This window comes from Nesterenkonia sp. YGD6 (assembly GCF_022565895.1).
GTDB lineage: Bacteria > Actinomycetota > Actinomycetes > Actinomycetales > Micrococcaceae > Nesterenkonia.
Genome location: NZ_JAJOYY010000001.1, coordinates 750248 through 765711, shown reverse-complemented (window position 1 = coordinate 765711; position 15464 = coordinate 750248). Strand labels below are relative to the sequence as shown.

The 15464-nt window shown below is 68.6% G+C and carries 13 protein-coding genes and 1 riboswitch; of the genes, 10 read left to right on the top strand and 3 right to left on the bottom strand.

Translation table 11 applies throughout. The annotated features are described in order from the left end of the window. From LTI14_RS03440 to mnhG, 6 genes are read left to right on the top strand one after another with little or no spacing between them, the layout of a single operon-like run. On the top strand, positions 1–3075 hold the full coding sequence (locus LTI14_RS03440) for a Na+/H+ antiporter subunit A (RefSeq protein WP_241475801.1): 3075 nt from the start codon (positions 1–3) through the stop codon (positions 3073–3075). After that, positions 3072–3740 (top strand): Na(+)/H(+) antiporter subunit C, encoded by a 669-nt coding sequence (locus LTI14_RS03435; RefSeq protein ID WP_241475800.1) that lies wholly within the window; start codon positions 3072–3074, stop codon positions 3738–3740. The genes LTI14_RS03440 and LTI14_RS03435 overlap by 4 nt, the downstream gene beginning before the upstream one ends. After that, positions 3740–5470 carry a Na+/H+ antiporter subunit D gene (locus LTI14_RS03430; RefSeq protein ID WP_241463635.1) on the top strand — a complete coding sequence of 577 codons (1731 nt, stop codon included), beginning with the start codon at positions 3740–3742 and terminating at the stop codon, positions 5468–5470. The genes LTI14_RS03435 and LTI14_RS03430 overlap by 1 nt, the downstream gene beginning before the upstream one ends. Beyond that, the gene (locus tag LTI14_RS03425) at positions 5470–6192 is read left to right on the top strand and encodes a Na+/H+ antiporter subunit E (RefSeq protein ID WP_241463636.1); all 723 of its coding nucleotides are present in this window, start codon (positions 5470–5472) and stop codon (positions 6190–6192) included. Before LTI14_RS03430 ends, LTI14_RS03425 begins: the two co-directional genes overlap by 1 nt. Beyond that, positions 6192–6767: a monovalent cation/H+ antiporter complex subunit F gene (locus tag LTI14_RS03420; RefSeq protein WP_241475799.1), complete on the top strand. Its 576-nt coding sequence runs from the start codon at positions 6192–6194 to the stop codon at positions 6765–6767. Before LTI14_RS03425 ends, LTI14_RS03420 begins: the two co-directional genes overlap by 1 nt. Then, a complete protein-coding gene (gene mnhG, locus LTI14_RS03415) occupies positions 6760–7146 on the top strand; it encodes a monovalent cation/H(+) antiporter subunit G (RefSeq protein ID WP_241463638.1) in 387 nt (128 codons plus the stop codon). Before LTI14_RS03420 ends, mnhG begins: the two co-directional genes overlap by 8 nt. Before the next feature lie 12 nt (positions 7147–7158). Here the strand turns inward: mnhG and LTI14_RS03410 are convergent, their stop codons facing one another. Both LTI14_RS03410 and LTI14_RS03405 read right to left on the bottom strand, forming a co-directional pair. Continuing rightward, positions 7159–9648, bottom strand: a complete 2490-nt coding sequence (locus LTI14_RS03410; protein WP_241475798.1) for an ATP-binding cassette domain-containing protein — start codon at positions 9646–9648, stop codon at positions 7159–7161. Next, complete coding sequence (locus tag LTI14_RS03405) at positions 9641–10306, bottom strand: ECF transporter S component (RefSeq protein ID WP_241475797.1); 666 nt, start codon at positions 10304–10306, stop codon at positions 9641–9643. Before LTI14_RS03405 ends, LTI14_RS03410 begins: the two co-directional genes overlap by 8 nt. 71 nt (positions 10307–10377) lie before the next feature. After that, positions 10378–10524: riboswitch (TPP riboswitch) on the bottom strand. Between the two features lie 57 nt (positions 10525–10581). On the opposite strand from LTI14_RS03405, the gene LTI14_RS03400 reads away from it, so the two are divergent. Then, positions 10582–10851: a DUF4235 domain-containing protein gene (locus LTI14_RS03400; protein ID WP_241463641.1), complete on the top strand. Its 270-nt coding sequence runs from the start codon at positions 10582–10584 to the stop codon at positions 10849–10851. A gap of 3 nt (positions 10852–10854) precedes the next feature. Beyond that, complete coding sequence (locus LTI14_RS03395; RefSeq protein ID WP_241475796.1) at positions 10855–11685, top strand: carbon-nitrogen hydrolase family protein; 831 nt, start codon at positions 10855–10857, stop codon at positions 11683–11685. Between the two features lie 45 nt (positions 11686–11730). Here LTI14_RS03395 and LTI14_RS03390 read toward each other — a convergent pair whose 3' ends face one another. Next, positions 11731–12687, bottom strand: a complete 957-nt coding sequence (locus tag LTI14_RS03390) for an aminodeoxychorismate lyase (RefSeq protein WP_241475795.1) — start codon at positions 12685–12687, stop codon at positions 11731–11733. A gap of 89 nt (positions 12688–12776) precedes the next feature. Here LTI14_RS03390 and cls point away from each other — a divergent pair, with 89 nt between their 5' ends. Then, positions 12777–14267, top strand: a complete 1491-nt coding sequence (gene cls, locus LTI14_RS03385; protein ID WP_241463644.1) for a cardiolipin synthase — start codon at positions 12777–12779, stop codon at positions 14265–14267. A gap of 250 nt (positions 14268–14517) precedes the next feature. After that, positions 14518–15222 carry a hypothetical protein gene (locus tag LTI14_RS03380; RefSeq protein ID WP_241470286.1) on the top strand — a complete coding sequence of 235 codons (705 nt, stop codon included), beginning with the start codon at positions 14518–14520 and terminating at the stop codon, positions 15220–15222. The last annotated feature ends 242 nt before the right edge of the window (positions 15223–15464 follow it).

Genomic DNA, 15464 nt, shown 5'->3' with positions numbered 1-15464 from the left:
ATGATCATTGGGATGCTGGCTGTGCTGTTCGCGCTCAGCATCCTGACCCCCTTCCTGTACCACCGGTTCGGCCGCCGCACCTTCTTCTTCCTCGCCGCAGTCCTGGCTGTGGCCATGGTCGCGATCCTGAGCTATGTGCCCGCGGTGCTCGAGGCCGATCAGGCCGCCGGCATCGGCGAGCCCAACGCTCCTCCGGCCGAGGTGATCGAGTGGATCCCGCAGTTCGGCGTGGAGCTGGCGTTCCGCATCGACGCCCTGGCGCTGGCCATGTCGGTGCTGATCCTCGGCGTCGGGGCCCTGGTGATGCTCTACTGCGCCCGCTACTTCGCGTCCTCCGAGCGTGCGGCGGGCCCCTTCGCCGCGGAGCTCTTCGCCTTCGCCGCCTCGATGCTGGGTCTGGTGCTCGCCGATGACCTGGTCATGCTCTTCGTGTTCTGGGAGCTCACCACGATCCTGTCCTTCCTGCTGATCGGCTTCTCGGCACACCGGATCTATGCCCGCCGCTCAGCGATCCAGGCGCTGCTGGTGACCACCTTCGGCGGACTGGCGATGCTGGTGGGTCTGCTCTGGCTGGGCCAGCTCACCGGCAGCTACCGGCTCTCCGAGATCCTCGCCGCCGCCCCGGAGCTGGTCTCTGACCCCGCGACGGCGACCGCGGTGGACATCGCGGTGGCGCTGGTCCTGCTCGGCGCGCTCTCGAAGTCCGCGCTGGTCCCGTTCCACTTCTGGCTCCCCGCAGCGATGGCGGCGCCGACTCCGGTCTCGGCCTATCTGCATGCCGCCGCGATGGTCAAGGCCGGCGTCTACCTGGTGGCCCGGTTCGCCCCGGGCTTCCACGAGACCACCTTCTGGCTGCCGCTGGTGCTCGGGCTCGGGCTGCTCACCATGCTGGTCGGCGCCTGGCGGGCGCTGCGCCAGACCGACATCAAGCTGGTGCTCGCCTACGGCACGGTCTCCCAGCTGGGCTTCCTGATCATGATCAACGGGCTGGGCACCGAGGACGCGGCGCTGGCCGGACTCGCCATGCTGCTGGCCCACGGGTTGTTCAAGGCGGCGCTGTTCATGGTGGTCGGGATCATCGACCACCAGTCCGGCACCCGCGATCTGCGCAGGCTCTCCGGGCTGGCCCGGACCCAGCGCCCATTGTTCATCGTCGCGCTGATCGCCACCGCCTCCATGGCAGGCCTGCCGCCGCTCTTCGGCTTCGTGGCCAAGGAGGTCGTCTTCGAGTCGTTCTTCAGCTACGCCGAAGCCACCGACGGGGGCTCGGCGCTGACCTGGGGCTGGCTGGTGCTGGTCGGCGTCGTGCTGGGCTCCGCGCTGACCGTTGCCTACTCGGCCCGTTTCCTCTGGGGAGCCTTCGCCACCAAGCGCGAAGCCTCCGGCGCTGCGGCGGCGCCCATCGTCTTCAAGGGCCCGGTGCCGCGGGTCTTCCTCGCAGCTCCGATGATCCTCGCCGCGGCGACCGTGGGCCTGGCGCTGTTCCCGCAGCCGGTGCAGGCGCTGGTCGAACCCTGGGCCACCCTGTTCGCGCCGGTGGACCCCGCGGTCGAACCGACCTATCTCGCGCTCTGGCACGGACTGACCCCGGTGCTGGGACTCTCCGCGCTGACCTGGGTGCTGGGCTACGCGCTCTTCCGCCTCCGCGAGCCTTTCGGCCGCGTCCAGACGAAGGTGCCTCCGGTGTTCGACGCCGAGCGCGGCTACCGAGCCACGGTGCGCGGGGTCGACATGCTCTCCTCCTGGGTCACCGCCCGCACCCAGCGCGGTGCGCTGGGCTGGTACCTGTTCATCATCCTCGCCGTGGCGACGCTGGTGCCGCTCAGCGTGGTGATCTTCGGCGGCCCCGGAGGCGCCGGGGTCTCAGATCGCTGGATGGTGGACGACTTCATCATCGCCGAGCAGCCGCTGCAGGTGGTCCTCGCGCTGATCATCCTCGGCGGAGCCTCCGGCGCCATCTGGGCTCCCAAGCGCTTCATGGCGGTGCTGATGGTCTCGCTCTGCGGCTGGGGGATCGCCGGGATCTTCGCGCTGCAGGGCGCCCCGGACCTCGCGCTGACCCTGCTGCTGGTGGAGTCCATCGTGCTGGTGGTCTTCGTGCTCGCGCTGCGAAGCCTGCCGGCGGGCATCTGGACCCAGACCCCCACCCGGTTCAAGTTCGGCCGCGCGGCGCTGGGCATCGGCTTCGGCGTGGTCATGATGGCCGTCGCCGCGATGTCCATGAACGCCCGCACCGCCGATCCGGTGTCCGTGGAATACCCCTGGATGGCCTATGAGGTCGGTCAGGGCGCCAACATCGTCAACGTCACACTCGTGGACATCCGCGTCTGGGACACCTTCGGTGAGATCACCGTGCTCGCCGCCGCGGCCACCGGCGTCGCCTCGCTGATCTTCGTGAAACGCCGTGACGTGCAGCGCCGGGAGCTCCATGAGGTCCCCAGCGGCACCGTCGGACGGGTGCTCTCGGACAAGGCGCTCTCCCCGCGCCAGGTCCGCGAGATCAAGGTCGCCCGCTCCTTCGCCACCGTGGCCCGTGAGGCCTGGCTGGTGGCCGGCCGCACGGTGGCGCCGGAGCACCGCAGCATCGTCTTCGAGGTCATCACCCGGCTGATGTTCCACGGCATCATCATGATCTCGCTCTACCTGCTGCTGGCCGGACACAACCTGCCAGGCGGCGGCTTCGCCGGCGGCCTGCTGGCGGGACTCGCCTTCGTGCTGCGCTACCTGGCCGGCGGCCGCTACGAGCTCGAAGCCGCGATCCCGTTCTCCGCCGGCGCCATGATGGGCTGGGGCCTGGCCATCGCCTGCTTCACGGGCATCACCCCGCTGATCGCCGGCGGGCAGGCCTTCCAGTCCTTCGACTTCTACCTCACCCTCCCGATCTTCGGCGAGCACCACTTCGTCTCGGCGATCCTCTTCGACGTCGGGGTCTACCTGGTGGTCATCGGCCTGATCGTGGACATCCTGCGCAGCCTCGGCTCGGAGATCGATGTGCGCAGCGAACGTGAGGGCCAGCGCGCCACCACCACCGCGCACGGCATCCACGGCGAGACCTCTGCGGGGGTGGCCCGATGACCGTCAACCTGACCCTGCTGGTGCTCATGGGCGCGCTCTTCGCCATCGGCATCTACCTGCTCCTGGAGCGCTCACTGACCCGGGTGCTGCTCGGGATCATCCTGATCTCCAACGGGGTGAACCTGCTGCTGCTGCACACCGCCGGCCGCGCCGGACTCGCCCCGATCTATGATCCCGACATCTCCGCCGAGGAGTACCTCGACCCGCTGCCGCAGGCGCTGCTGCTCACCGCCATCGTGATCGCCTTCGCCCTGGTCAGCTTCATGCTGGCGCTGATCTACCGGTCCTGGGTGCTCGCCCGGCAGGACGAGCTCGCCGACGACGAGGAAGACCGCCGCATCGCCTCCTACGCCAACGTCCATGACACCGAGGAAGACGCTGAGCTGGCCACCGAGACCACCGAGTTCGCCGATGACACCGACTCCTCGGGGCGCCAGCTGCTGAACCCGCGCCGCGGGGTGGATGAGGTGGCTGGGACGGATGCCGCAGATGAGGCGCCCGCGGCCGGAGCGATGCACGCAGACCAGCTCGACGTCACCATCGGAGCCGGACGCGCCGACGGGCCGCCTCGGCAGGCCCCGGCAGATCCCGACGTCGAGCCGACGGCGGAACCTGACACCGATCCGGCTGAGGATCCAGACCCGACCGAAGGAGGTCAGCGCTGATGAACACCGAGTTCCTCAACTTCACCCCGCTGGCCGTGCTGATCCCGTTCTTCGGCGCGGGCTTCGCGTTCGCCTTCTACCGCAACAAGTCCGCCCAGCGGGCGATCACCATCGGCGCGCTCGTGCTCACCGTGATCCTCGAGGTCACGATGCTGAGCCACGTCTGGAACGGCGGCGCCCACGCCATCCACCTGGCCGGCTGGCCGGCGCCCTTCGGCATCGTGATGGTGATCGACCGGTTCGCGGCGCTGATGCTGGTGGTCTCCTCGATCATCACCCTGTGCGTGCTGCTCTACGCGGTGGGCCAGGGCGCCGCCGAGGAGAAGGACGACTCCGGTCCGGTCTCGATCTTCTACCCCACCTACCTGATCCTGGTGGCCGGCGTATCCAACGCGTTCCTCGCCGGTGACCTGTTCAACCTCTACGTGGGCTTCGAGATCTTCCTGACCGCCTCCTATGTGCTGCTGACCCTGGGCGGCGGTGAATCCCGGATCCGTGCGGGCGTCACCTACGTGGTGGTCTCGATCGTCTCCTCGATGCTGTTCCTGATCACGATCGGGATGATCTACGCCGCCACCGGCACGGTGAACCTGGCCGATCTCGCGCTGCGCCTGGCGGACCTTGATCCCAGCACCCAGCTGACCCTGCACGTGATGCTGCTGGTGGCCTTCGGGATCAAGGCCGCGGTGTTCCCGCTGGCCTTCTGGCTGCCCGACTCCTACCCCACGGCGCCGGCCCCGGTCACCGCGGTGTTCGCCGGGCTGCTCACCAAGGTCGGCATCTACGCGATGATCCGCACCGAGACGCTGCTCTTCCCGGGGGAGCGGATCAACACCGCGCTGATGATCGTCGCGGCGCTGACCATGATCGTGGGAATCCTCGGTGCGCTGGCGCAGGCGGACATCAAGCGCATGCTCTCCTTCACCTTGATCAGCCATATCGGCTATCTGGTCTTCGGGCTCGCGCTGAGCTCGATCATCGGCATGGCCGCCACCATCTACTACGTGGCCCACCACATCACCATCCAGACCACGCTGTTCCTGGTCACCGGACTGATCGAACGCCGGTCCGGGACCTCCAACGTGCTGCGCCTGGGCGGGCTGGCGAAGATCTCCCCGGTGCTGGGACTGCTGTTCTTCATCCCGGCGATGAACCTCGCCGGGATTCCACCGTTCTCCGGATTCGTCGGCAAGCTGGGCATGATGCAGGGCGGCATCGCGGAGAACACCTGGATCACCTGGACGCTGGTGATCGCCTCGGTGGTGACCTCCCTGCTCACCCTGATGGCGGTGGCCAGGATCTGGACCCGCGGCTTCTGGCGCAAGCCTGAGGACGCCGATGAGACTCCCGAGCGCCAGCTGATGTCCAAGACGCTGGCGCACTCCCGCGCGGCGAACAAGCGCTACCTGCCGATGTCGATGGTCGCCCCGACCGCGGCGCTGGTGGCGATGTCGCTGGCGTTCAGCGTCTTCGCCGGCCCGCTGATGGACTTCTCCCGGGCCGCCGCGCAGGATATGTATGAGCGCACCCCCTACCTGGAGGCCGTCTTCGGCCCCGACCGGACCGAGGGTGTGCGCGACGAGCTCGAGGAGTTCGCCGCCACCTTCCTGATCGACTATGAGCTCGACGACGGCGGCGCGGCCGAGCATGCTCCGGTGGAGACTTCCCTGCAGCCCGATGACGAAGCGGCCGACGTCGTCCCGGAGATCACCGACGGGGATGATCAGTGATGAAGAGACCCAAGACTCCGCTGAAGCTGGAGCTGCCGCTGATCGCGTTCCTCGGCTTCTTCTGGATGGCGATCTGGCAGGACTTCACGATCGGCACGTTCATCATCGGGGCGGTCTATGCCACGATCATCGTGCGGGTGTTCTACCTGCCGCCGCTGCGCGGCAGCGGACGGCTGAACCCCTGGTGGGGACTGGTCTTCACCGGTCGCTTCCTGGTGAAGATGGTCGCCGCCTCGTTCCAGGTCTCCTGGATCGCCGTCGTCGTCGGACCGAGGGTGAAGAACTCGATCATCTCGATCCAGCTGCGCAGCCATGACGACCTGATCGTCACCCTGACCGGGCATGCGCTTGCGCTGGTGCCGGGCTCCCTGGTCCTCGACGTCGACCGCACGACGGCGACGCTCTACCTGCACACTCTCGACATCAATTCCGATGAGGATGCCGAGAAGATCCGCCAGGACGCGCTGAAGACCGAGGCGCTGCTCATCCTGACCTGCGGGAATCGCTCGGACGTGGCCGTGGTCAAGGCGGAGAAGCGCCTGGGCAGGATGTCGGGCTTCTCCAAGACCGAGCGGGAGGCCCCGTTCATCCACCGCGGCGACGGTCCCAGCGAGGCCGAGCGGGACGCCGAACGTGCCGCGGGACGCACCCCCGAGCGTACCGACATCGATGCCGGCGCCGATTCTCCTGAGCGGACCACGATCGAGGAGGTGGAGCACTGATGCTGGACATCGCCGTGCACATCACCCAGGTGCTGCTCGCCATCGGCGCCATCGGCAGCGTCTACCGCATCTATAAGGGCCCCTCCGTGCTGGACCGGGTGATCAGCCTCGACGTGATGCTCATCATCGTGGCCTCGATGATGATCGTGGACATGGTGGTCAACGACCACCAGGACTTCATCATGTTCGTCGTGATCACGGCCGTGATCGGCTTCCTCGGCGCGGTGGCCATCGCACGCTATGTGGTCGTGCGCTCTCCCGAAGAGGTGGCCAGCGAATCCTCCGAGCAGGACCCATACCCTGCGCCCCCGCTGGCCCCGGCCATCCCCGGTGCCGCTGCGGAGAGTGAGCCGGAGGCCCCGCACGACCCGGTGAGCACCCCCAGGATGCCCGGGATCGAGGTGGAGGAGGGCGAGGACGAGTCCACCTCCTGGTTCTCCGCCCTGACCCGCTCCGGGTTCACCCCGCGCCGCCACGACGACGCCAGCGCCGACGCGGAGGAAGCCCCGAGTGCTGACACCCCTGCTCGCCCGCCCGCACAGAAGCCATCGAAGCAGGAGGATCGTGATGCTTGAGTCTCTCGACGCGGACCTGATCCTCGATGCGGTGGCCTCGGTGCTGCTGGTGATCGGCGGGCTGATGTCCCTGGCCGCCGGCGTCGGCCTGGTCCGGCTGCCCGATCTGCACTCGCGGATGCACGCAGCGACCAAGCCACAGGTGCTGGGGCTGCTTGCGCTGCTGCTGGCCGCGGCGATCAGCTGGCGGTCCTGGGAATGGGTCGCCATCGTGCTGCTCGCCTGGGGCCTGCAGCTGCTCACCGCGCCGGTCAGCGCGCATGTGGTGGGCCGCTCCGGCTACCGCACCAAGCACATGCGCCGGGATCTGCTCACCCATGACGAGCTCGCCAGCGCGGTCGAGCGGATCAGCCGGGACATCCCTCCCTCCCGCGGCTGAGCATGGACCCGCTCAGGTCCAGACGAAGTTCCAGGCTCCGGCGAGGACCGCCGCGGTCACCGCCAGCGCCCCGATTCCGGCGCCGCCCAGGATCACCGGCAGATCCGCCGCGCTGAACCGCGCGGGGCGCGCCCAGCTTCGCGGTCCCGCGCCGAACCCGCGCGACTCCATGGTCACCGCGAGCCTGGTGGCCATCCGGATGGCCTGGACCAGCAGACCGAAGGCCTGCGAGGCCGTGCCGCGCATCCGTGCCGTGAGCCCGCCGTGCGCACCCACGCCGCGGGCTCGGCGGGCGTGCCCGATCGTTCTCCAATGCTCCGCCAGCAGACCGAGCAGCCGCATCGCCGCCAGCGCACTGAGCACGAAGCGCGCGGGCAGCCGCAGCTGCTGCGCCAGGGAGTCCGCCAGATCCGTCGGATCCGTGGTGGAGAAGACGATCACCGAAGGCAGCACGATCGCGAACGCACGGGCGCCCAGCGCGAGCCCCAGCGTGATCGATCCCTCGCTGATCGTGGTGAACCCCAGGTCAGCGAGCACACGACCGGACTCTTCGGCGGCGATCGCCGTGCCCCAGGCGGCCACCACCGCGCCCGCGGCGAAGGGCCAGACGCGTCGCAGGAAGCCGCCCGGTCTGATCCCGGCCAGCGGCAGCAGCGCGAGGCTGGCGAGGATCACGACGCCGGAGCTCACCGCGTCGATGGTCATCACCAGCGCCGCCGTGATCAGGAAGACCGCGATGAGCTTGGCCAGCGCATTGCGCCGGCCCAGCCAGGACAGCGACCGCTCAGGCCCGAAGAGCTCCCCACCCGGGGGGTCTGAGCGCTCCCCGCCCCGCTGCTCGTCCGGGGCGACCGGTTCTTCTCGCCGGACCTGGTGCTCACTCGCGTGAAGTCCGCGCAGGAAGGCGGCATCGTGGGTGACCGCCAGCACCGTTCCGCCGGAATCCACATGCTCGCGCAGCAGTGAGATGAGCTCCGCGAAGGTGCGGGCATCCTGGCCGAAGGTGGGCTCATCGAGCATCAGCACCTCAGGTCCCGCCGAGAGCACAGTGCCCACCGAGAGCCGGCGCTTCTCCCCGCCCGAGAGCGTGAACGGGTTGGCCTCGGCCAGCTCCGTGAGTCCGAGACGCTCCAGCAGCCGGGCGACCCGGTCGTCGATCTGCTGCTCGTCGAACAATGGGTCCGTCGTGCCGGGGACCTCGGCCTGCTGCGCGCCCAGGGCGAGCTCCTCGCGGACGGTGCTGCGCACGAACTGGTGCTCCGGCTCTTGGAAGACCACCCCGATCCGGGCGACCAGGTCAGCGGAGCGCCACTTGTGCGGGTCCTCCGCCAGCAGCGCGCCAGCGCCCTTGAGCTCCGCAGTCGCCGAGACGCTGCCGGCATGGGCGGGCAGCAGCCCCGCCAGGGTCAGCAGCAGCGTGGACTTCCCCGCGCCGTTGGCGCCGGTGATGCCCAGGGTCTGACCTCGGCGGATCACCAGATCGAGATCCTTCACGGTCGGCGGCGCCGGCTGCGCGCGCCGCCAGCCGGGTTTGGGGGAGTGGCGTCCGACGGCGAGGCCCTCGGCCAGCAGCAGCGGTTCGGCCTGCTTCCGCCCAGTCCCGCCCAGCCGCTCAGTCCCGCCCAGCCGCTCCGTACCACCCCTCCACACCGGCAGATCCTGCAGCGGATCCCGTCCGGGAACCCAGAGCCCCATGCCGGCCAGCTCCTCGCGAAGCGCAGCATCGGTGAAGATCTCCGCGGCGGGACTGCTCCTGCGGATCCCGCCGCCGGTCTCGAGCACCAGCAGGGTGTCCATGTGCTCCGCCCAGACCTCGAGACGATGCTCCACCAGGATGACCGTGGCGCCGGTGGCCTCGGCGGCGGCGAGCACCGCGTCACGTACCTGCCGGACGCCCTCGGGGTCCAGGTTTGCGGTGGGTTCATCGAGCAGCAGCAGGCCGGGGCGCATCGCGAGGATCCCGGCCAGGGCCAGCCGCTGCTTCTGTCCTCCGGAGAGCTTCGCGCTGGGGTGATCCAGGTCGAAGCTGTGCAGTCCGACATCGGTCAGTGCGGCCCGGACCCGCTGCCAGATCTGCTCCCGCGGCACGGCGAGGTTCTCGGCGGAGAAGGCCACGTCGTCGCCGATCCGCGAGAGCACCACCTGGGACTCCGGGTCCTGCTGCATCAGGCCGGCCCGGCCGCGGGCCTGCTCAGGGTCGACGCCGTCGAGCAGCAGCCGGCCGTGGACCTCGGCCTCATCATCATGCAGCACCGCGGCCAGCGCGTGCAGCAGGGTGGACTTCCCCGCCCCCGAGGGCCCCGCGAGGAGCACCTTCTCTCCCGGAGAGATCTGCAGGTCAAGGCCCGCCACAGCAGCACGCTCGCGTTCGGCATGGGTCCAGGACCATCGCTGCGCGGTGACGGCGACCCCGCGCGCAGGGTGCGCCCGGGTCGCGGAGGCGGGCTCAGGGACCGGGGTGCCGGCGAGATCACCAGCCCCGGCGTCGACCCGTTCACCCATGTGCTCGCCCGAGGCTCAGCCGTGGCTCCCGGTGCGCTCGCCGAGAGTTCAGCGGCCCCAGCACCGAGGCCGCCGCCAGTCCACGGGTGGCGAGCCAGGGGAGCACCCCGGCGATGATCGCCCCGGAGAGCGCGAAGCAGGTGATGTGGATGATGGTCTCGGTGGGGGCGTAGGCGTACATCGGGACGATCCAGTGATAGGTGATTCCGCCGGTGAGCCCGGAGGCGGCGCCGGCTGCCATCGCGAACTCCAGGGAGAAGCGGCGATAGACCACCGCCAGGAAGATCAGCTCGGCGCCGAGGCCCTGCATGAACCCGGAGGAGAGCACGGTGAGTCCCCACTGGGAGCCCAGCAGGGCGGAGACCGCCGCGGCGACCATCTCGCAGTAGATCGCGGCGCCGGGCTTGCGGATCACCAGGGCCCCGAGGACGGCGGGGAAGAGCCACATCCCATGCACCAGGGTCTCCACCGGCGGGTAGAAGACGAAGAGGTTCCCGATCAGGTGGTAGCTGAGGTTCCAGCCCCAGAAGATGACTCCGGAGGCGACCGCGAGCACCGAGGCGACCACGATGTCGGAGACCGACCAGCGCCATGATCGGGCGGGGGAGTGTGCGCCTGTGCCGCGACCGGAGGTGGCCGCGCGTTTGCTGCTGCTCATGATGCTTCTCCCTGGATGAGGGCGGACCAGAAGCACGCAGGAGGAGAGCTCGAGCCGGAGCTCGAGCATCCGAGTGAAGATTCTCGACTTCCTTCGCAGGTCCTAACCTGATCAGGTGCGAGGGTCTGGGCCTTCAGCCCACTCTCAGCGCCCTGCCGGCGGAATCATGGCTTCTCAGCCGCGTTCTTCCGTCGAGGGGCGCTCCCCTGTCGTGTCTCAAATGACGTGCACTAGAGTAACACCAGGACATCGACCCACCCCCTGAGGAGAACATTGTGGACAAGCTTCTGGACAAGGGCATGGCCCTTGGCATCTCACTGGCAGGCGGCTTCGTCGCCACCCGAATCTTCGACTTCGTGTGGAAGAAGGCCACCGGCGACGACGCCCCGCGCGTGGGCAACGACGAGATGACGCTCAAGCGAGCCCTCGCCTTCTCCATCGGTTCCGCGGCCGTCTCTGCGACCGTGCAGGTGCTCTCCCAGCGGGGCGCAAGCTCTACGGTGAAGAAGCTCCGCAGCAAGGTCGGAGATCGCGCGGAGGTCTGATCGATGCGCATCGCTGCCGCTCAGATCACCACCGGCCCGGATCCTGAAGCCAACCTCGAACTGATCCGCGAATATGCCGCACGCGCCGCGCAGGCCGGCGCCCGCGTCGTCGTGTTCCCCGAGGCGACCCAGCGAGCCTTCGGGCACCCGCTGCCACCCGTGGCCGAACCGGTCACCGGCCCCTGGGCCGAGGCGGTCCGCGCCATGGCGCGCGAATTCCAGGTCGTGATCGTCGCCGGGATGTTCACCCCCGGGGTTCCCAGCGGCGAGGGTCGACCGCGGGTGGTCAACACGCTCATTGCCGTGGGGCCGGCCGTTTCCGGCGAAGAGGTCGATGTCGCCTACGACAAGATCCATCTCTATGACGCCTTCGGCTTCAAGGAGTCCGACGGCGTCCAGCCCGGCCGCAGCCCCGCGCAGTTCGTGCTCGACGGGGTCACCTTCGGCCTGGCAACCTGTTATGACATCCGCTTCCCGAACCTCTTCACCGACCATGCCCGCTCCGGGGCGCAGGTGACCCTGGTGCCGGCCTCATGGGGAGCAGGGGAGGGCAAGCTGGAGCAGTGGCGGCTGCTCGCACAGGCCAGGGCGCTGGACTCCACGCAGTACATCCTCGCCTGCGGTCAGGCCGACCCCGCCGCCGCGGGGGTGGACGCGGTCCAGGGAGCGCCCACCGGAATCGGTCATTCGATGATCGTCTCCCCGCTGGGCGTCCCGCTCAGCGAGGCCGGCGGCGCACCCGAGCTGCTGGTCGCAGAGGTGGACCCGGAAGTGGTCAGCCAGACCCGAAAGATGGTCCCGGTGCTGAAGAACGCCCGCCAGCTGCAGAGCTGACGGGCGTTCTGCAGCACCGGCTGTGCCGGCGAGCTGTGGACGCGCTCAGTCCACCGGGTGATTGACCGGGAGGTCCTGGTCCAGGAAGCTGTTCAGCTGCGCGGTGAGTTCGGGGTCCACGGCGAGCTCGTGCTCATCGATCCGGTTCACCGGAGCGGCGAGCCGCACCGAGGACAGCAGCCACACGTGGTCTGCCGCGTAGAGATCCTCCGGGGTGAGCGGCCCATAGCCGAGCTTCCATCCCGCCCGCTCTGCAGCGGTGAAGATCGCGCCCTGCGTGGTGCCGGGCAGGATGCCGGTCTCCAGCACCGGGGTGATCAGCGTCGGGGGCTCGCCTGCGGCGCCCGCCTCGGCGATCAGCACCGTGGAGGTGGGCCCCTCGAGGACCTGGCCGTCGGAGGTGATGAAGATGACGTCGTCGAAGCCGCCGGCGTCGGCGTGGCGCAGCGCCGCCATGTTCACCGCGTAGCTCAGCGTCTTCGCCCCGAGCAGCAGCCAGGGCGCCCGCTCGGCGGCGGTGGAGTCATAGCCGCGGTCGAGCAGCGTCACGCCGAGCGGCTTTCCGCGGTTGATCCGCATGCTCTCCGCCACCGGGGTCAGCATGAGCCAGTAGGTGCCGGCGAAGGCCGGATCCTCGGAGGCGGGCTCGTTCTCCACCCCGCGGGTGGCCACGAGCTTGATCGCGAGCTCCTCAGGCACTCCGCCCCGCGCGCGGTACTCCTCGAGGCCCAGCCCGACGGCGGCCTCCCAGGAGTCTCTCGGAGGGATGCCGATGTCGAGGATGCCGGCGGAGCGTCGCAGCCGGGCAAGGTGCGCGTCGAGCTTCCGCGGCGTCCCGTTGATGGCGTGCATCGTCTCGAATATCCCGTCCCCGCGAATGGCACCGAGATCGGTGATTCGCAGCTGGGGCTGGTGCGGGTCAAAGACCGCGCCGGTGGGGTGTTCGGCGTCGATGCGTACGGCGACGGCGGCCACAGAGTCATCACGAAAGTGCTCAGCCATGGCTACAGCCTAGCTCCTGCGCGACCTGCCGGGGGCGATTGACGTGAGCGGACCCAGTAGGCTGTCTTGGAAGGATTGGGAGGGATGCGTTGCTGTGGCCATTTAGCGGGCTGGGACTGGACTCCCTGCCGCAGGGGATCTTCCTGAGCATCCTCGTGTTCGAGATCGGCGTCCGGGTGGCTGTGATCGGCATCATCCCGTCGAACCGCCGTCCCAACACTGCGATGGCCTGGCTGCTCGCGATCTTCTTCATCCCCGCTATCGGGCTTCCGCTCTTCCTGCTCCTGGGGCGCAGCAAGCTCTCGGCTCGGCGGCAGGAGCGTCAGCAGCGGATGAACGCGGCGCTGCTGGAGGCCACCAGCCAGATGCAGCTCTCCGACCAGCTGCGCGAGCACGAGCAGCTCAGCGCCACCGTGGTGCTCAACCGCAACCTCGGCGCGTTCCCCATCCAGGAGGGGAACCAGCTCACCCTGATCACGGACTATAAGGCGTCCTTCACCTGGCTGGTCGATCAGATCGATGAGGCGCGGGAGTACGTCCACGTGCTCTTCTACATCGTCGGCGATGACCCCGAGTACACCGGCCCGGTCCTCGACGCCATGGAGCGCGCGGCCGAGCGCGGGGTCAAGGTGCGTTTCCTCTACGACCACCTCGGCACCGCCCGGGTCAGCGGCTACCGACGGCTCAAGCGCAGGCTGCGCAGCTCGAAGATCGAATGGTACCGGGTGCTGCCGATCCGCCCGCTGCGCCGTCGCTTCTCCCGCTTCGACCTGCGCAACCACCGCAAGATCGTCGTGATCGACGGCATCACCGCACTGACCGGCTCCACGAACCTGATCGAGCCGCACTACCAGCGCCCCGCGGCGGTGCGGATGGGTCGGCGCTGGGTCGAGCTCAACGTCGTGCTCACCGGCCCGGCCGTGACCGGGCTCGACATCGTCTTCGCCTCGGACTGGTATGCCGAGACCAACGAGAACCTCGGCGAGAAGCTGCTGGTGGACCTCGAGGCCGATGAGGCCGCCTCGGGCGGTTCGCTGGTCCAGGTCGTCCCCTCCGGCCCGGGCTTCCCGGACGAGAACAACCTGCGACTCTTCAACGACCTGATCTACCAGGCCACCCATCGGATCATCATCTCCACGCCGTATCTGGTCCCCGACGATTCGCTGCTCTACGCGCTGACCAATGCCGCGCACCGCGATGTCGAGGTCCTTGTCCTGGTCTCCAAGAAGGCCGATCAGTTCACCATCCAGCATGCCCAGCAGTCCTACTATCAGATCCTGCTCGAGGCCGGGGTGCGGATCTTCCGCTACCCGGACCCCGATGTGCTGCACGCGAAGTTCATGATCATCGATGACCACGTCGCGGTGCTCGGCTCCTCGAACATGGACATGCGCTCCTTCTCGCTGAACCTGGAGGTCACGCTGATGATCGTCGACGCGGGCAAGGTGGCCGAGATCGAAGAGGTCTTCACCCGGTACCTGCTGCTCTCCACCGAGCTCGATCTTCAGGAGTGGGCCCGCCGGCCGTGGCACGTCCGATACCTGGACAACACGTTCCGACTGACCTCGGCTCTGCAGTAGAGCCCTTTCCGATGAGCGGATATACTCACTGCCCAGGGCGCCGGAGCGCACAATTCGGCCCCTCTCACCCTGCGCCGACGAGACCTGAGGAACCATGATCGGATTGCGTTCGACGGCTCACCGAGCCGTGCCCTGCGCGACTCGGGCCAGGGGTCTCCTTGCGCTGTCTGCGGCTGGAGCGCTCGCCGTGACTGCCGCCGGCTGCTCCCCAGACGCCGAGGATGCGAGCTCGGCGCAGGATGTCGCATCCATGAGCTCCCTCCCATCGGAGGCTGGCGAGCCTGATGGCAGCGCCGACGAGGATCCCGCTGAGGATGAGACCGGGACCGAAGAGTCAGCTGCGTCTGACGCAGACGAGCTGCTCACCCAGCGAGAGATCTCCCAGGTGCTGGTCACCGAGTCCGAGCTGCCCTTCGCCCCAGACAGCCACTCCACGCTGACCGGACTGAACTTCTTCAAGGACCAGCTCGGAGCGGCCGCAGAGGTCTATACCGAGAGCTTCGGCGAGGGCGAGTGCGCCTCGGCGATGGACCGGATCAATGCGGATCTCATCGGGGAGCGCCCGGAGCTCGGCGTGGTCCAGGAATACAAGCATGAGCTCGCCGATCGCACCGAGAGCCTCTACGTCTGGATGCTCGGTCTCGAGGACCCGCCGGAATCGGCTGTCATCTGGGACCGGGTCATCGAAGCCTGCACCGCCGAACCGCTGCGCGGTGAGACCGATTCGGTGGACGTCGAGGCCTTTGAGGCCCACGACTTCCGCGGTCTGGAGCTGAACATGAAGGTCCACGACGGGGAATCCATGGTGGAGGTCCTCGGCTTCTCGGCAAGCGTCGACTACGGCAGGCACCTGCTGATGGTCAGCGCCGCGAACATGGACGCCGAGACCTTCGATGCAATTGTGGAGCGCCAGGCAGGGAAGCTCGCGACCTTCGACCACCAGCGCACCGACTAGTTCTACTCAGCCCCGGCCGACCGCCACAAGACGGCACGCATCGTGCGCAGGGCCCGGGTCCAGTGTTCAAACTGATGCGCCGTTGCCCGCGCCGCTGGCGCGATCCCGACCCGCACTTTGATCTGTGCTCGATCCGCGGTCGGATCTGGACGGTCGCCCTAGACGTGGCCACCCCGGGGTGCCAGCATTGAAGCGTTATCACCGGTGGATCCGGCGTCATGAAAGGACGTTGCCCATCGCAC